Source organism: Lysinibacillus sp. NPDC056185, from assembly GCF_047737915.1.
Lineage (GTDB): Bacteria > Bacillota > Bacilli > Bacillales_A > Planococcaceae > Lysinibacillus.
Genome location: NZ_JBLLLQ010000002.1, coordinates 184,372 through 200,959, shown reverse-complemented (window position 1 = coordinate 200,959; position 16,588 = coordinate 184,372). Strand labels below are relative to the sequence as shown.

Here is a 16,588-nt window from a genome sequence, read left to right as displayed (position 1 = left end):
ACTTCTGCGATACAATCCTTGATCCTTACCTTTATACCTAACTCTTCTAGCGTTCTTGCTGCATCTGCTGGCTTAGGTTACATTTTTGTCTAACAATTGGAAGTGCAATTAATTGTTACGGTGAATATTTTATTCGTCTTAAGGAGAATCTAGATTAAACGATAATTGGTATTATTTAAACGAATAATTCCCTTTTGAACGATAAATTATAGGAAGCTTTCGATAATTAGGTATCTATATTATGTAAACTAAAATTATTTGGCGTGAAGGAGGGCTTAAATACGTCAATTCCCCATAATATCTGTACTTTTGTATATGGCCAAGAATGTCCAGACAACTAAAATTACTATTGAGGAGAGGATAAAAGAAATCAATAAATATCAAAAAGCATAAGCTTTTTACGCCTACGCTTTTTCAAAAATTAATGTTAAGACAACATCGTTATTCTTTTACAAGCTATTTTTGCTGCTGGAATTTCAACACCAGCACCAAGTGCTGTATCTACTGATTCTCCCCAAGAACCACTGCTAGCCTTTATTTCTTTCCCTGCTGTCAAAACTCCCTCTGCTACAATTTCAACACAATCATAATAGTCTGGATTAGGATTACTTTCAAGATACTGTGCAGCTAATTCGTCTGCTTTCTTTTGTATTGAAAGTCGACCTTGTTCAGCCAATGAACTAAAAATACTCTCAGCTTGCCCACCAAAATGTACTATTTCGTCGTTAATGTCTTGACCAGTACGATGTATTTCTCCCATTTCAGATGACATATATAGTCCTCCCAATCCTTGAAATTTGAACTTTTTAAGTTCACAAATATTTTATCCAACTGAGATTGATCTTATCCATCAACAACTATTTCTTTTTGGTAAGGCTTGAATAATAGCTGAGAAATATAATTTTTAATCATAATTAGGTTCCCATTCACGGATAAATTCTTTTGAATCATCTTCATCCCAATTTTTAATAATTTATATTTCAATCCTACTCGGACTCTCCGACAGTGCAGTCAGGGGAAATCACATCCCACTTTCCAAGCAGCGTCAAACCAGCTGCTTTAGCTAGGAATGTAGAGGCTTCGTTATCGAGCTGGCATCTATACTGTGGTTCGTACCCCTGCTCAAAGGCGTACTTGCAGATTGAACGTACCACTTTGCGAGCATAACCTTTTCCTCTAAAATGTGTCAGAGTCAGTACGCCGAGATCAGCAATTTGCACATCTTCTTCCCAAGGATACATGCTGGCAGCGCATACTAGGCGATTTTGCTCAAAAGAGCCGAATACCGCCCAGTGATCCAACTCGACATAAGCATCATCTAAGTCTTGTTCAGTAGCGGAAGACTCGAACTCTGAGAAAATCGCACCATCTTGCTCTGTTAATTGACGCAATGTACCTCCCAGGCTTTCTTGCAGCAAGACATTCTTTTCTCCTTCTGAAAAATAAAAAAGATAATCTGCGCCATGCAATGTGACTCCTGCTTCATTTAATTTCTGGCGGAAGATCAGCTCAGACAGTTCTTGTCCTTTAGTAAGGTCTAACTTTTCGGCCATCTCAGGCGACAAGACTGCCAAAATCCGGCCGTCAGTAGTTTCCAGCACCATGATCCGACTGTCTTCGCTCAGGTCAGGGTTAATGGTGACCGTAAAGATTTCATCATTGTAGATAACGTCTCCGTTTAAAAATTGCGACTTCCAATAGTCAGTTATCGTTTGTGAAAATAAAGACATGCATATTGCCCCCTATAGTTAAAATTTTATTCAAAATACCATATTTTCTCTATTGCTTTCTAATCCTTTTTTCTAACTTCTTTTCATAGGTCCTTCACCTAATTCTAGTAAACATTTGCATCAAAATTGTAATTATTTAATCATGCACTCCAATTCTTTGAATTTTATCAACTAAGCATTTTTTCTGGAATTCACTCTAAAAAGACACCTAGAACGAATCAGTATTAATATAAAGCTTCACACAATGTGAAGCTCAAGTCTTTTCTGGATAAAAAATATGGACAGCCAATACAAGACGGTCGTGATGTTACGCCAACAAACTTCTTCACCACGTCTATCATAAGCAACAACTATCCTTCAAATTAGCAATTTTTATAGCTATACCTACTTCAGTGACATATTTATCGCTATCTAATGTAATAAACTCATCTGTATAATATTTTTCTTTAAAAGGACCCTCTAAAAGATATCCATTTGAATGAGCCCAGTCATTTAAGGCATTATAGGCATAATTAATATTGTCATAATTACCTATATGTATTGTATAGATATAATTTGTTTCCTCAAAAAATTTTATTCTAGTATCTTTTACTTCCTCTTCTACTATTATTGGTTGACATACTTCTATATCATATCGAGAATAATCCCCATCCTTCATTGAATGAAAAATCGCAAAATGTTTGCCGTTCAAAATTGGATCTCAATAAAATGGTGACTATTATTCTTTGTCTCACTAATTAGTAATGGAGGATATCATGCGAAAAGGTGAACAAACACGAAAGCACATCATCCTAAAATCGGCAGAATTATTTAATCAGAAAGGGTATGCTGGCTGTTCAATGAATGACATTATGGAGGCTACAGGACTGCAAAAAGGGGGAATTTACCGCAATTTCAAAAGTAAAGATGAGATTGCTTTTGAGGCGTTTGATTACGCTATTGATACTGTCTCACAACATTTTTCTGAAGCATTACACGAAACTAATACAGTATCAGAAAAAATCGGTGCTTTTTTTAATGTATATGAAGATGTAATAAATAATCCACCAATAAAAGGGGGATGTCCGTTGCTGAATACTGCCGTAGACAGTGATGATACCAATCCACAATTAAGAGAAAAGGCACTTCGTGTTTTCCATACATATCTCGAAATGATTGAAGAGATTATCGAAGAAGGTATTCAAAACGGAGAGTTAAAGCCTAATATCGATACAAAGGCGGTTGCCTCCTTTATTGTTGCAATTTTTGAGGGAAGTATTATGGCTAGCAAACTAGAAAGAAATAATATACATGTTGCCTACAGTAAGCAGCAGATACTACATTATTTATCTATGCTACAAACTGACGCATATATATAAAGATTTTGATCTGTTTTTTTAAAACTGTACTGATAGGAATAAAATCTAGACTATGATCCTAATTACATGTATCTCGGCTGTCCCTCTAAAAAAGTCGATTCCTTTCCTTAACGAACAGAAGTCGTTTGTTTAATTTCATAGATGCTTATACCACTAAGTAAAGGTTGTTCTCTCAAGTCATGGCAGTACAACTTCTGCTGCATACCGTACAGCCCATTCCAAAAATCCAATAATACATTTGATATTTATCAGTCTCTATATGTTTTGGGTTGATACGGTTTGCTAAATTATCTTCGAGTGGAATAAACATTTGTTTAGCGACGGTTGGTGAAGTAGTCGGTGCTTCTACAGGGGTATTGCAGGAATCTTGATTTTGAACTATCACAACACCTCTTTATTTCTTGATTATTTTTATCAGCATGATTATTTGAATTACAATATTCTGCCATTCCTATCCCTCTAATCTATATGTTTAGCACAACATGCAACATCAGATTAAACATCTTCTAATACGATATTAAACATTTCAAGTAACTCTCGAATGCGCTCATTTCTCAAGATAATAACAGTATTTTCCTTCGGTTCGACCCCAAGCTATGTGTTGCGAAATATTTGAATGATTGCCTTTATCTGCGAAGCGGTTTTTTCCCTATCTTTAATACATTCTAAAATTTGAAGTCGTACCTTATTTGAAAATCATGTATTAGTTTAATTTTTAAATCGATAGAATTATGTGTCATAAATTCTCCTCCAATTCATATTAGATAGAACTAATATATGTATCAAAATTATTTCAAAAAAGTAGGCAGTTTATGCTGTCACCTATTAAATACAGCAACATTCTTATACATTAACTTGTCCCTAATATGTGTTAAAACATTTAAAAAACTCTGATCATAATTGATGAAAACTACTTGACGTGTGAGAAGGAGTTGTTATAATGACGTTATTATATGAATATATGAACAAATGAACATATATTAATTTAAAATAGGAAGTGGGATAAAGAAATGTTAGATGTTATTGTGATTGGTGCTGGGCAAGCTGGATTAAGTATGGGGTATTATTTGCAACAAGGAGGCTCTAATTTTGTAATACTTGATGGAGAAAAAAGACTTGGAGATTCATGGAGAAAAAGGTATGATTCCTTGGTCCTGTTTACACCTAAATCGTATAGTTCACTGCCAGGGATGAGATTAGAAGGAGATAAAAACGCATTGCCTACAAAAGATGAAATCGCGGATTATCTTGAAGCATATGCTAACCGTTTTTTGTTACCGGTGAAAATGGAGACAACTGTACATAAAGTACAAAAAATAAAGAATACATTTGAAGTCACTACTGATAAGGAGATATTTCATTCCAAACATGTTATTATCGCATCTGGTGCTTTTCAGAAACCGTTCATTCCGTCAATTTCCCAAAGTCTTTCACAAGAGGTGTTTCAAATTCATTCTTCCCAGTATCAATCACCGGAGATGATTCCAGATGGTCCTGTTCTAGTGATTGGAGGAGGAAATTCTGGTACGCAAATTGCGACTGAACTCGCAGAAAATCGTGAAGTAACCATTGCTATTAGCCATTCATTTAAATTTTTACCACTTAGTATTATAGGCAAAAGTATTTTTTACTGGTTAGAAAAGATTGGTCTCTTATATGCAGGAACTGATACAAGGCGCGGATCATGGTTCCGAAAACAAAGTGATCCTATTTTTGGCCTTGAATTAAAGCATCTGATTCGTAAAGAAAAAATTAATATTAAACCAAGAGTCATACAAACACAAGGAAGAGAGATAACTTTTAGCGATCATAGCAAAAAAAACGTGCAAAATATTATTTGGTCAACAGGATTTGTTCCTGACTACAAATGGATAGACATAGAGGGAGTTTCAGATGCAAAAGGTTTTCCTCTTCATAAAAGAGGTGTAAGTCCAATACAAGGGTTATATTATATAGGATTACCGTGGCAACATCAAAGAGGATCAGCACTTATTTGTGGAGTAGGAAAAGATGCTGAGTTTTTATATTCAGTTCTGAAAAAGATGATTTAAGTTTATCAATTTCGCCTTGGCGTAATTGATAATGGCTTCCCCACCCCATATTAGTTTCATTAATATTCACTTCTTGCGCCATTAACATATACAAAATCCCAAGGAAAAGACGACCACAGCTTTTCCTTGGGATACTCTTTTTCCGTCAAGGTTTTTACGAATAAGTAAAACCACCTCAATTGCATTGGAGTACATATTTGGAGGGAATTTAGTATAAGTTTAAGAAAAAAAATATCATTGGCTTTACTATCTTAAATGTTCACATGATTGCTATTTTAATCATAGACCTAACAAATGTAACATCATTCGAATGGCTATCTACTTGTTTAGCGATAGTAGGAATCATTATGAGCTAATTTAGAGCGAGCTGAAGGCCATTTAGCACCTAGGAATATGGCTATGATTAGTTGCTAGCAACTACAGGTAAGCGGCGTTCGGAGCTTGTTGAATTAACTTAGGGTCAATTAAATACTGATAATGCAGTTGTACATACACTTGTAGATATTTCCTCCATCAGATTGGTAGATTAGTCCAACTTGTGTTTTTGCCGAGATTTGATGTAATGTTTACTAAATAATTCAAAAAATTCAGGATCGAACGATGTTACCGATAACATTCTATTTTTTATTACGAATTACTACTTTTTCTTCTTCTCCTTCCCATTTAATTTGAATAGGTACGCTATTAGGAAGGGCATCACACGGTCCACCGCAGTTTACATGAATTTCAAATTCCTCTTGGTTTTTAAATTCGCCATCGCCAAATGTTGGGTTGTGTGAAGATTCATATATTTCATATTTAAAATTTAATGGTTTATTCTCTTCCCCAATATAAGAAATAATATAACGCCTGTTGCTATCCATTTCGCTTACCATTTTTACATACCAATTATCACTTTTTCCTTCAAAATATTGTTTTTTAAATTCTGACTGACTTGTTTTTTCATTTGTACAAGCACCAAGTATCATCATTATTACAAGACATCCAACGAGCAATATAATTTTCTTAATGTCTACTCCAAAAGAATGTCTATTCATAATTGGCCATCACCCTTCCAGATGGGAGAAATAAGTACTATTACTGGCTCTATGCTGTATGAAAAGCAGCTTTGCAATAAGGTCAACTGAATGTTCTCTTTCGTTCTACTTACTGTAAAAATTTATATTTCAAATAGCTTTAAATGTACTGAATAACTACATTTCTTTATTTATATGTCATGCATACCTCATTTAAAATCTCAAAACAGAAAGTTAACACAATGTTTGCTAATGTATTAGCACATTTTATTCGAATAATCCCCCTTTTGAACGAAACCATCCGAAAATTAGAAGGTTATGACCAAGATATTTATATTATGTAAACTGAAATTATTGTGTGAAAGAATGCTTCGTCAACTACCCATACTATCTATACTTTTCGACTTGCAATCTATATGACCTTGATGGATCTACAACAGCTATTTAACTATTTAGAACGCAACTAATCACGTTTTTCTTAATGTTTAAATTGTTAGCAGCAACAGGTCTGAGGCGATCTGAACTAGTTTCATTAACCTGGGAACAAGTTGATTGGGTTAATGAAACGATTCGAATTGATGGAAAAGGGAAAAAGAATGTATATTGCCCCTTCATCCCGCTTCTGGTATTCTACAAAGCTTCTTTAAGAGCATATCAGAACCTGTTTTCCTAAATAAATATCGTCAAGCATTAGATCCGCGGGGTTTACATGTTATCTTTAAAGATGCGTCGAAAAAGGTAGACCTCCCACCTACTCGCTTCACGCTACATCACTTAAGGCATACTTGTGCAACATTGATATTACACCAAAATAAAGAATACGTTGATTTACGAATACTACAAGAATTACTCGGCCATGAAAGTATTACATCAACGCAAGTCTATTCACATGTTGAGTACGAACAGAAAAAGAAAGCAATTGATTCTTTTCGATTATATTGATTAATTCCCTTTAAATAAGAGCTAATTACCCAATTACGGGTAGTTAGCTCTTATGAAAATTATCGTAACCGTTAAAATGCGTGGGATAATTTAGGTTGATAATGAATAGTTGTTAACTGTGGTAGCTAAGGATAATTTAAGCTTGTTGAAGGTTCCTAGTTGAAGTTTCTTAAAAAGTGCGTCATTAATACTTTAATCGTTTCATGAGGATCCCCCACGGCATCTTTACTTAAATAATGGCTATATTATTACAGATTTTCCGAACGAGAAAGCCTATGCAGGGTGTAGCCCGTCTTTCGATTATATTAGTTTCACACGCGATAGTTCGTTAATTACCTTGTGTCTGGATTTTTGTCATCGATTGTCTCTAATTATATATATCACTTCAATTCCCCCTCATACCAAAATTACTATTTATAACGCTAGGGTTCGAAACCCTTCTTGCTAATAAAAAGTTCATCTTCCGAAAAATACTGCCGCATTCGTTTATAAACCATTTGATAGACGGATGGATGATACCATTCTTCCATTTCCAGATTTCTATATAACGCTTGTAAGCCCATCTTGTGTGTGCGTTTACCACCACTGCCGTCCCCCATAAAATAATCGTCGATACATACTCGGTTAACTAAGGGACGCAATATTTCTGCAAATCTCTCGCTACTTGGTAAAACGGGTGCGATGGCAACCTGTGTAGGAATACCGAATTCAGCAAGCAGTTGGAGTGTTTTAAGCCTTGCTGGAATAGGCGGAGCATAGGGCGTAAAAAGCTTGCGAATATCTTCTCTATCGGTCTCTACTGTCATACTTACCCGAACTTTATCTTTAAAATGTTGTAGCAAATCGATATCTCGACTTACGAGTGGGCTTCTCGTCTGTACAAATAGGAAGTCAGGGGGATTTTCTACCATAACTTCTAGTAAAGATCGCGTCACTTTTTCCTTATGCTCTATTGGTTGATACGGGTCAGTACTTGATGACATAAAAATAGTTACATTCCCTTTGGTTTTGGCGCGATGGAGCTCCTTTTTTAATAAATTTGCAGCTCCGTTTTTAACATCGACCCAATTTCCCCATTCTCCTTCTCGAAAAAGAGATACAGGCATTTCACGTACATAACAATAGGAACACCCAAATGAACAGCCTGTATAAGGATTTAGTGAATGAGTATATCCGGAAAGAAAGCCAGTCCCTTTATTCAAAATGGTTTTCGGATTTTTATAGAATATTTCACTTTTCATGACGGAACCTCCATTCATTGTGCGTCAATAATTACCCATTGCTAGATGAAGCTCGCTTTTCTAGATCCAGTAGCCGTGTCTTCATTTCTAAACTTCCCCGATAGCCAGTTAATGAGCCATTCTTTCCTATTACACGATGGCACGGTATAGTAATTAATACCGGATTAGCCCCAATAGCCGCTCCTACAGCACGAACAGCTGCTGGTTTATTTATATCATTTGCAATGTCGGAATAGGATTTCATCTGTCCATAAGGAATTTCACAAAGTGCATTCCAGACTGCTAGCTGAAATTGCGTACCTACGTACTCAAATGGGACAGTAAAAGCTTTCCGTTCTCCTTCTAGATACTGAGTGATTTCAACGACATAGGGTTCAAGCTTTTTATCATCTTCAACAAGAGGACTTCCTGGAAAGCGTTTCTTAGCCCATTCGAACAATTCCTCGAATGGTTTGTTCTGTGAACCTACAAACACAAGCCCCTTTGAAGTTGAAGCAATATAAAAATTCCAATCCTTAAACTTTAGTAAAGACCAATAAAGGGTTGGTTTATTCTTTGTTTCCATTGTACTTTTCCTCCATTTTACTCATTTGACGAAATTGTGCTGGTGTCTGTCCAGTTTTCTTTTTAAATAAAGTAATAAAATATGGCGCGTTAGCTATACCTACACATATGGCGATATCTCCAATCGCTTTATTTGTCTGAATCAAATACTTTTTAGCCGCGTGTACTCTAACTTGTTGTATATATTCAACCGGCGTAATACCTTTAATCTTTTTAAATGTTCGATGCATATGATACGGACTCCCATGACAAATAGTTGCTAACGATTCTAGCGTTAATTTTTCTGTGAAATTTTTATCAATGTATTCAGTAATTAAATTAACCCACTCGCTATCAGGCAGATTTTCATTAGTGGGCTTGCAACGTTTACAAGGGCGAAAATTTGCGCGGAGGGCTTGTTCTGCGTTTGAAAAAATACATACATTTTCTTTTTTCGGAACGCGGGATTTACAGGATGGTTTACAAAATATCCCTGTCGACTTTACAGCGTAGAAAAATTGATTATTGTACGCTGCATCATTATTTAGTATTGCTTGCCACTTTTCATCTGTTAACAATTCTACATCATTTGAAATTCGATAATCATGTCTCTCTTTATGTCCGTTATTGATACTATCCGGCATTTATCTCACCTCTCCTTACAATATACTTCCTATGAATTCAGAATGTACAATTCTGGGTATGAAATAGCAAGATATTGAAGTTTAATTTTTATCCCGCATTAACGGGCTGTAAGACTCCCACCTCAAAACATAGAGAAATCGGAGAAGTTTAGGTGGGAGATGAACAGCCCGTAAAAGCCCGATTGGTTTAACTAATGATCAGTGGGGGATGAAGAGACCCCCCACTGATCAAAGTTTCACTTTATTTAGAATCGTGAAAAATGATTCCAAGACCGTATCGTTCTCCAGAAGTAATCGTGCTTACTCCGTGACGAACCGTATTTTTATAATATCCTTTTTTCCCTAGAACAGGTCTATGGTTCGTAGGAAAGACCAGCGCACTGCCTTGTTCCAAAGTAATGACATGTCCCCTACTCTGAGCACGAGGAATTTGTTCCACTAATAGAGATTCTCCACCACAAAAATCTTTATCCCGTTGATTTAATACAAATACTACTTGAAACGGGAAAAATATATCGCCATATAAATCTTGATGCAAACAATTAAACCCGCCTGTTTCATACTTTAATATTAAAGGTGTCGGTCTAGTTTGTTCATATTCTTCACAGGTGTTCAGAAAATCTTGAAGATGATCTGGAAACTGTTCGGTTTTCTTTAAATAACCTAACCATCGATTTGCTGTTTTGGCCAATTCTAAATAGAAGGACTCTCTTAAACGTTGGATGATTTCAGGTAATGGATAGGAAAAATATTTGTACTCTCCATTCCCAAAGCGATATCTCGTCATATTGATGGTCGTTCTGTATGACTCTTCCTCACAATACGATTCTATGAAGAATTCACATTCCTCTTTTGTTAAAATCGCTGGAAGCTTTGCAAATCCTTGCTCATCTAATTCATATTGAATGGAATCCCAATTTAAGTTTTCGACACGTGTTTTTATATCTTGGACCATCTTTATCCACTCCTATTTAGCATTCTTGATAACTAACACTATAACCTCATAAATAGAAAAAAATAAGGTGTTTAGAATGTAATAGCAAGATAACAAAATTAGTAGAGATTATTATGTGATAAAGTAAAATTACATTAGAAAATCATAATAAGGTTAGGAGAACGAAAAAATGACATGGCATGAAATCAATGATGATATTGTCATTACATTACCTGATACTTTCGACATGAATGCAAACCTTGGCTATCTAACAAGGGAAAAAAATGAATGCATGTATGAAATAGAGAACGATATCATTACAAAAGTTATAGCAATTGGGGAAATTCGTTCTTTAGTACAGGTAAGCGTAATCAATAATAAACAAATGGTTGTTCAATTCCTAAATGATTCTAGACCTATTGAAAAGTGGCAACGGGAAGCGATTGTAAAATATATTCATGAGTGGTTTGATCTTGATAACGATTTAACGCCGTTTTATGAAATGGCCAAAGCAGACCCCTTACTTAAAATGCCTGCCCGAAAATTTTATGGATTGCGAGTTGTCGGCATTCCTGATTTATTTGAAGCTTTATGTTGGGGAGTTTTAGGGCAACAAATTAACTTAGCCTTCGCGTACTCCTTAAAGAAGCAATTTGTAGAAGGATTTGGCGATTCTATCGAATGGAATGGCAAAAAGTATTGGGTGTTCCCATCGTACGAACGAATTGCACAGTTAACACCTCCCGACCTAGCACATATTAAAATGACTGTAAAGAAAAGTGAATATATCATTGGAATCGCCAAATTAATGGCAAGTGGAGAATTATCAAAGGAAAAATTAATGACAATGAACTTTAAAGATGCTGAAAAAAACTTGATTAAAATACGAGGAATCGGTCCTTGGACAGCCAATTATGTTCTAATGCGCTGCCTCAGGTTCCAGACAGCTTTTCCTATCGATGATGTGGGTCTTATTAATTCGATAAAAATATTACGTAATATGAACCGAAAGCCTACAAAAGAAGAAATCTTAGAAATATCGTTGCCATGGAAAAACTGGGAATCATACGCTACCTTTTATTTATGGCGTGTCCTTTACTGAATAGTTACAACTTAAAGCGGAATGTACTCAATAAAAGGAGAATGAACTTTAAAACCAATCTTGTTGACCGACCTAATGAGGCATTAATCTTTCTCCTCATAGCTTTCCAATCCCAATTGTATTCCTCTAGTTGTGTTTCTAATTCATACAAAAATATACCCAGCAGGTAGACTTTTTTTGGTGTCTACTCTGCAGGGTACACTTTAAAATAACTCAAGGCATGATCTTTTTACATAATCACAGAGCAGGTTTCTTTATCCCCGTAGCAACTTGTAATACCCAATGAGAGAGATCATTACAGTAAGCAGCAACAGAGTAATAAAGACCGGTAAAGAGGCGCCGCCAGGCACGAGTGTGCTAACCAGCATGATGAAGCCGCCTGCTACATATACCCGACCCATGAAAAGTTGAGACTTACGAATTTCGATCCCAGTATTGGTATCGTATACGGAAGTAGCCAGGCTGGAGCCTATATTCCCTCTCATTCTCGGAATAAAATTACCAATCACAATGAACACAGCACCTGTAACTAGAGGAGCAATAATATCCACGTTAAAAGGATTACCCATGCCATAGGCCAATACCAGACCGTGAACTGGCAGAAGGATAAGAATAACGCCGTTCAGAATCGCATTAACCGGTTCAACAGAGCGCGGGCTTTTTTTATTCAATCCAAGCCTCTGTATCAATGCCATGCAGACAAACACAAGAATCATCATTACGGGAATCATGCTTACAATAAACTCTCTGGGAGTAGCGTTAGAATCACTTTGATACTTTGAAGCGGAAATAATATTTTCAGGAAGCTGTGGGTAGCTCCATATACTTGCTATCACAGCTATAATGAAAATTAACAACGAAAACAAATACTTTTTCATAAATTTTCCTCTCCCTTTCCCTTGCTTTTATTGAATTGCATAAACCACTTCATTACTTCCTGTAATACAGACGTATTGATGGAGTAAACAACATGCTGCCCTTGCCTTTCGTCCCATACCAATCCACCTTGCTTGAGCAAGCTAAGATGATGAGAGATTGCAGGCTTTGTCATCTGAAAATGATCGGCAATTTCCCCAGCCGTTAAATCCTTATCCATGAGTAGATCAAGAATTTTGCGTCGGGTTGGGTCGGAGAGTGCTTTGAATGTAAGATTTAACGTCATATTATCACCTCCCTTTCTAATTCAATTTAAACATTTAAATAATTATTTAATAATTAAATTAAACCATGCTTTAACTTTTTTTGTCAATATGTAAACAACCAGATATAATCAATAAATTGTTCAACCGTTCGAATATGAATTTGTTCAGGATATATTTCATACCTTCCGCAAACAGATAATTTATAGCCCTCTGCAACTGATACTGCTTGCAGTGATAGTCGCTCCCTCCGTGAATTTATAGTGGTTATTCTTTTTCTACCACTTCCCCAAATGTCCAAAGCATAGCAAGTTCTTAAGAAATTCTTCATAAATAACCTACCTAATTATTAATAATTTCCATTTACAATAACAAAGGTCGACAATATTACCTAAAATTAAGCCAAAGGAATTAATAGTAATGAAATATAAAATGGTCTCTTTTTCTTGTAGAACGCAAAATATCAAAATAAATAAGTTAGGAGAGTCTCATCTTGGGAATGACAGAAATTTTTAGTAATGTTCGGTATTTTATGTTGCCGGTATTAATGATTATTGGAATAGAGTTTATACTTATCGCACTATATTATTTCTTTTATTATAGAAAACAGCCGTCAAATCGAAAAAAACAGATTCATATAAAGAAGCTTGTTCTTGGTGCAATCTTTATCGGGTATATTATTTTTGTGTTTGAGTTAACTATTTTTGATCGTGGCACTTCCCATTACCTGCAGATGAACCTTCAGCCGTTTAGTGGTTATATTGATGCGTGGAAGAAATACTCTTTACGTGATCTTCAAAATTGTATTTTTAATATCTTAATGTTTGTTCCGCTAGGTGTTTTTTTACCTTTATTGAACTCTAAATTCAAAAAATTTAAGTGGCTTCTTCTTGTAGTTATAAGTGCTACATTATCTATAGAAACGTATCAGACACTTTCAGGAGCCGGGATTTTTGAGCTTGATGATTTAATGAACAACTCACTTGGTGGTATTATTGGATACCAGTTATACAGACTAGGGGCTTCCGTTGCGCATCACAAAAAAGTAAAAATAAAAAGTCTAATCGGAAACCTTGCCATACCTCTATTGATGAGTTTGATTTTTGTTGGGATGAATATTGTCTACGCCCAACAGGAGTTTGGTCATCTAGCGATAAACGCCTATACAAAATCGAATATGTCAGATGTGCATGTATCAACTTCACTGGAATTAAGCTCATTACCTACAGTTGCCCCAGTATATAGGAAAACCATTAAAAATGATGGAGTTGAAGCCCTATTGCAACAGAAATTAGGATTATCAAAGTTGAATGAACATGTCTATAGAGGTGATCGTGAGATTCTATTGGAAAACAAAGCAGGGTCCCAATACACGTTGTTTATAGGTTCAGAGGGAGACTGGTCATTAAAAGAGAATAATAATACGCCAGGGCAAACTTCTTTTTCAGGGAAAGAGTCAATGGTTGACAAGGCAAAGGCAATGATGGACGAATTTGCCATACTACCTCAAGATGCTGAAATGACGGTATTGGATACTGGAGAATTTGAATGGAATCTTCAGGATAGTACTTATTTAAATACTGATTATTGGACAGGAGATATAATGCTTGATCTTAAACAAGATGGCAGTGTTTCTTCATTAGCATATAATTTACATAAGAATCAATTTAAACGAGAAGTGAACATACTGTCTCCTGCGGAAGTGTATGAGCGAATAAAAAATGGGGAATTTCCCCAAATAAAATATAATGCACTGGTGAATGAGGAAGATCTTGTTATAAAACAAGGAGATCAACTTGAAATAGAATTAATCGAGCTTTCATATATGTACGATACGAAAGACTTCTATCAGCCAATATATAGAGTTTCCGGAAAGTATAATGGAAATGATTGGTTTACCTTAATTCAGGCAAGACGGTAGTAACGGTATCATAAATCAATACACACAAGCCCTTTTCTACCTTTTATCCTAGTCAATACAACTTTAAATAATTTAGAATTTATCTTTATTCACAAAAAAGCCTCACTTCATTGAAGAAAGTGAGGTTTTATGTAAGTTTCTTTTGATTAAGTTCTATTCTATATAGTAAGGATTTACATGAATAAGGACTTCCCCTACATCGGGGTATTTATTTAAGATTTCATTTTTTATATCACGAGCTATATCATGGCCTTGTTTAATTGTTAAATCATGATTAAGTGAAAGACGAACGTCTAGAATCTTATAGTGACCGTGTTCTCTTGCACGGATTTTGTCTATTCGTTTTACTTGATAAAATTCATGAATAGTGGCTTCATAACCGTCTAAAAGATACTGATCCACGCTTTTTTCCATTAAAATATCAACAGAAGGTTTAACTAATTCCATTGCGATTCTAAAAATAAAATAAGCTACTAAAGCACTTGCGATTGCGTCCGCGTATAACAAATATGTCCATCCAATTGCATTTCCTATAATCGCTAAAAGGACTCCTATAAATGCTGCAAGGGATGCAATAATATCACCTTTATGATCATAAGCAATCGCTATTATAGCCTTACTATTCCACTTTTTCCCCTGTTTTATGGAGTATCTATATAATATTTCTTTTGCTATGTAAGAAATTATAGCTACAATCAATGCACTGTACTGTGGTACACCGGGTTTATCAAAAAATGCTAAAATTGCTTCTACGAATATATATAGTGAAACTAATATTAAAATAATTCCAACGATCGCTTCACTAATCACCTCTGCCTTACCATGCCCAAAGGGATGATCCTTATCAGGTGGTTTATTAGAGATACCTACAACCGCTAGCACAGCAATCGAAGCTACAACATCTGCCCCAGAGTGAATTCCGTCTGCAAATACAGCCTCACTACTTCCAAAAAGGCCAAAGAAGATTTTACCTATCATTAGAATTAGGTTGGATACAAGTGCAATCCATGCAACTTTTTTGCTAATTTGTTCTCTTTCACTAACCATTTATTTCTCCTCCGATTAAGAGTTTTAAAACTAAAAAACTGAGGGAAGAAATTCTCCTCAAATACCCTTAACCTACTTCATTCAATTAATACTCAACTATGATATCAGACGAATATCGAGTGGGTCTACAACAACCTTTTTTACCAATACTAAATAAATTTAGAGCATAAAAATAAGTTGCCTTAGACCAAATTAACAACTCGTATTTACTGTTCTTTTCTCTTGCGGAATATCCTTCAAATGGATTCTTTATTAAAGTGTAATTGCAAAATTTCCAGGCAGTTTAGTTGAATAAGTGCGGGCGTTTTTGTGTTTTAATAAAAACTGCTATTAAGGCGAAGGTATAACTTATGAAATACATTAAGGCTTATATGTAACCCTTGTACTAATTATGTTTATTATTTTGGTTATCACAACAATATTTGATGATGAATATTCAGGGATTGCTTTGTTCGTTTGTTTAGGCATATTTATAATAGGAACAGCATTTTTTATAAACACCAAACAATTAAAAAATTAGGATGCATAAAGTGAGTTGCTAAACTATTGGGGGTTTACAGAGTAGATCCAATCTTTTTCTTCTCCAATAACAGCAGGACAGATAAGAAGGATGCAACTATTCTCAGGAGATTTAATGCGAGGAGATGATTTTTTGGTTAGTGTATTGGAAAATATAAACCAAGTATCAGGAATAATATTACTCCTATGTTCAGTCTATTACTATAGACACTTTAAGAAAATTAGGAGAGAAAGAAAATTAACTTTGCTTGAATTTTCGATCTACGTCATAACTCAAGTTGCACTTTATCTTTGCGCAGGCAGTTTTTTTCTTCTGTTTTTGGATAGGAATTTCGGATAGAAATTACTAGACTAACTGGGTACTTTACTTGAAGATTTTTGAGTATCTTTCATAGTTGCAA

17 protein-coding genes are annotated in these 16,588 nt (G+C 35.2%); 6 read left to right on the top strand and 11 right to left on the bottom strand.

The features are described from left to right. Positions 1-427: 427 nt before the first annotated feature. The 3 genes from ACMZ42_RS03425 to ACMZ42_RS03415 all read right to left on the bottom strand — a co-directional run bounded on the left by ACMZ42_RS03425 (position 428) and on the right by ACMZ42_RS03415 (position 2,421). Positions 428-772, bottom strand: a complete 345-nt coding sequence (locus ACMZ42_RS03425; RefSeq protein ID WP_370076385.1) for a hypothetical protein — start codon at positions 770-772, stop codon at positions 428-430. Positions 773-986: 214 nt separating this feature from the next. Further along, positions 987-1,730, bottom strand: coding sequence for a GNAT family N-acetyltransferase (locus ACMZ42_RS03420; protein ID WP_415730573.1), 744 nt, complete (start codon positions 1,728-1,730; stop codon positions 987-989). A 337-nt stretch (positions 1,731-2,067) separates the two neighbouring features. Continuing rightward, positions 2,068-2,421 carry a GyrI-like domain-containing protein gene (locus tag ACMZ42_RS03415; protein WP_415730572.1) on the bottom strand — a complete coding sequence of 118 codons (354 nt, stop codon included), beginning with the start codon at positions 2,419-2,421 and terminating at the stop codon, positions 2,068-2,070. 64 nt (positions 2,422-2,485) lie between these two features. Here ACMZ42_RS03415 and ACMZ42_RS03410 point away from each other — a divergent pair, with 64 nt between their 5' ends. Continuing rightward, entirely contained in the window at positions 2,486-3,088 is a 603-nt protein-coding gene (locus ACMZ42_RS03410) for a TetR/AcrR family transcriptional regulator (RefSeq protein WP_415730571.1), read from the top strand. A 1,010-nt stretch (positions 3,089-4,098) separates the two neighbouring features. Beyond that, positions 4,099-5,139 carry a flavin-containing monooxygenase gene (locus tag ACMZ42_RS03405; protein WP_415730570.1) on the top strand — a complete coding sequence of 347 codons (1,041 nt, stop codon included), beginning with the start codon at positions 4,099-4,101 and terminating at the stop codon, positions 5,137-5,139. Between the two features lie 617 nt (positions 5,140-5,756). Here ACMZ42_RS03405 and ACMZ42_RS03400 read toward each other — a convergent pair. Continuing rightward, entirely contained in the window at positions 5,757-6,176 is a 420-nt protein-coding gene (locus tag ACMZ42_RS03400) for a hypothetical protein (RefSeq protein ID WP_370076373.1), read from the bottom strand. 460 nt (positions 6,177-6,636) lie between these two features. Between ACMZ42_RS03400 and ACMZ42_RS03395 the strand changes: the two genes are divergently transcribed. Further along, positions 6,637-6,828, top strand: coding sequence for a tyrosine-type recombinase/integrase (locus tag ACMZ42_RS03395; protein WP_370076371.1), 192 nt, complete (start codon positions 6,637-6,639; stop codon positions 6,826-6,828). After that, positions 6,759-7,097 carry a tyrosine-type recombinase/integrase gene (locus ACMZ42_RS03390; RefSeq protein ID WP_370076369.1) on the top strand — a complete coding sequence of 113 codons (339 nt, stop codon included), beginning with the start codon at positions 6,759-6,761 and terminating at the stop codon, positions 7,095-7,097. The genes ACMZ42_RS03395 and ACMZ42_RS03390 overlap by 70 nt, the downstream gene beginning before the upstream one ends. Positions 7,098-7,519: 422 nt before the next feature. Here ACMZ42_RS03390 and ACMZ42_RS03385 read toward each other — a convergent pair whose 3' ends face one another. The 4 genes from ACMZ42_RS03385 to ACMZ42_RS03370 form a co-directional block, all read right to left on the bottom strand. Further along, positions 7,520-8,338: an SPL family radical SAM protein gene (locus tag ACMZ42_RS03385; RefSeq protein WP_415730569.1), complete on the bottom strand. Its 819-nt coding sequence runs from the start codon at positions 8,336-8,338 to the stop codon at positions 7,520-7,522. A gap of 31 nt (positions 8,339-8,369) precedes the next feature. After that, positions 8,370-8,903, bottom strand: coding sequence for a methylated-DNA--[protein]-cysteine S-methyltransferase (gene adaB, locus ACMZ42_RS03380; protein WP_415730568.1), 534 nt, complete (start codon positions 8,901-8,903; stop codon positions 8,370-8,372). Continuing rightward, the gene (locus tag ACMZ42_RS03375) at positions 8,887-9,525 is read right to left on the bottom strand and encodes a bifunctional transcriptional activator/DNA repair enzyme AdaA (RefSeq protein WP_415730567.1); all 639 of its coding nucleotides are present in this window, start codon (positions 9,523-9,525) and stop codon (positions 8,887-8,889) included. The genes adaB and ACMZ42_RS03375 overlap by 17 nt, the downstream gene beginning before the upstream one ends. A 241-nt stretch (positions 9,526-9,766) precedes the next feature. Next, positions 9,767-10,480 (bottom strand): 2OG-Fe(II) oxygenase, encoded by a 714-nt coding sequence (locus ACMZ42_RS03370; RefSeq protein ID WP_415730566.1) that lies wholly within the window; start codon positions 10,478-10,480, stop codon positions 9,767-9,769. A 169-nt stretch (positions 10,481-10,649) separates the two neighbouring features. Between ACMZ42_RS03370 and ACMZ42_RS03365 the strand changes: the two genes are divergently transcribed. Next, positions 10,650-11,561 (top strand): DNA glycosylase, encoded by a 912-nt coding sequence (locus ACMZ42_RS03365; RefSeq protein WP_415730565.1) that lies wholly within the window; start codon positions 10,650-10,652, stop codon positions 11,559-11,561. Between the two features lie 254 nt (positions 11,562-11,815). On the opposite strand, the gene ACMZ42_RS03360 is transcribed toward ACMZ42_RS03365, so the two are convergent. Together ACMZ42_RS03360 and ACMZ42_RS03355 are read right to left on the bottom strand one after the other, a co-directional pair. Further along, entirely contained in the window at positions 11,816-12,439 is a 624-nt protein-coding gene (locus tag ACMZ42_RS03360) for a hypothetical protein (protein WP_415730564.1), read from the bottom strand. Beyond that, positions 12,436-12,723 carry an autorepressor SdpR family transcription factor gene (locus tag ACMZ42_RS03355; protein ID WP_370076355.1) on the bottom strand — a complete coding sequence of 96 codons (288 nt, stop codon included), beginning with the start codon at positions 12,721-12,723 and terminating at the stop codon, positions 12,436-12,438. The genes ACMZ42_RS03360 and ACMZ42_RS03355 overlap by 4 nt, the downstream gene beginning before the upstream one ends. Before the next feature lie 476 nt (positions 12,724-13,199). Between ACMZ42_RS03355 and ACMZ42_RS03350 the strand changes: the two genes are divergently transcribed. Next, a complete protein-coding gene (locus ACMZ42_RS03350; RefSeq protein ID WP_415730665.1) occupies positions 13,200-14,621 on the top strand; it encodes a VanZ family protein in 1,422 nt (473 codons plus the stop codon). A 153-nt stretch (positions 14,622-14,774) separates the two neighbouring features. Here the strand turns inward: ACMZ42_RS03350 and ACMZ42_RS03345 are convergent, their stop codons facing one another. Then, complete coding sequence (locus ACMZ42_RS03345; RefSeq protein WP_415730563.1) at positions 14,775-15,668, bottom strand: cation diffusion facilitator family transporter; 894 nt, start codon at positions 15,666-15,668, stop codon at positions 14,775-14,777. Between the last annotated feature and the right edge of the window lie 920 nt (positions 15,669-16,588).

Bases quoted from the DNA above. Each gene is read 5' to 3' on its own strand.
- ACMZ42_RS03425 (WP_370076385.1), bottom strand. From the start codon at position 772: ATGTCATCTGAAATGGGAGAAATACATCGTACTGGTCAAGACATTAAC.
- ACMZ42_RS03420 (WP_415730573.1), bottom strand. From the start codon at position 1,730: ATGTCTTTATTTTCACAAACGATAACTGACTATTGGAAGTCGCAATTT.
- ACMZ42_RS03410 (WP_415730571.1), top strand. From the start codon at position 2,486: ATGCGAAAAGGTGAACAAACACGAAAGCACATCATCCTAAAATCGGCA.
- ACMZ42_RS03405 (WP_415730570.1), top strand. From the start codon at position 4,099: ATGTTAGATGTTATTGTGATTGGTGCTGGGCAAGCTGGATTAAGTATG.
- ACMZ42_RS03400 (WP_370076373.1), bottom strand. From the start codon at position 6,176: ATGAATAGACATTCTTTTGGAGTAGACATTAAGAAAATTATATTGCTC.
- ACMZ42_RS03395 (WP_370076371.1), top strand. From the start codon at position 6,637: ATGTTTAAATTGTTAGCAGCAACAGGTCTGAGGCGATCTGAACTAGTT.
- ACMZ42_RS03385 (WP_415730569.1), bottom strand. From the start codon at position 8,338: ATGAAAAGTGAAATATTCTATAAAAATCCGAAAACCATTTTGAATAAA.
- adaB (WP_415730568.1), bottom strand. From the start codon at position 8,903: ATGGAAACAAAGAATAAACCAACCCTTTATTGGTCTTTACTAAAGTTT.
- ACMZ42_RS03375 (WP_415730567.1), bottom strand. From the start codon at position 9,525: ATGCCGGATAGTATCAATAACGGACATAAAGAGAGACATGATTATCGA.
- ACMZ42_RS03370 (WP_415730566.1), bottom strand. From the start codon at position 10,480: ATGGTCCAAGATATAAAAACACGTGTCGAAAACTTAAATTGGGATTCC.
- ACMZ42_RS03365 (WP_415730565.1), top strand. From the start codon at position 10,650: ATGACATGGCATGAAATCAATGATGATATTGTCATTACATTACCTGAT.
- ACMZ42_RS03360 (WP_415730564.1), bottom strand. From the start codon at position 12,439: ATGAAAAAGTATTTGTTTTCGTTGTTAATTTTCATTATAGCTGTGATA.
- ACMZ42_RS03355 (WP_370076355.1), bottom strand. From the start codon at position 12,723: ATGACGTTAAATCTTACATTCAAAGCACTCTCCGACCCAACCCGACGC.
- ACMZ42_RS03350 (WP_415730665.1), top strand. From the start codon at position 13,200: ATGACAGAAATTTTTAGTAATGTTCGGTATTTTATGTTGCCGGTATTA.
- ACMZ42_RS03345 (WP_415730563.1), bottom strand. From the start codon at position 15,668: ATGGTTAGTGAAAGAGAACAAATTAGCAAAAAAGTTGCATGGATTGCA.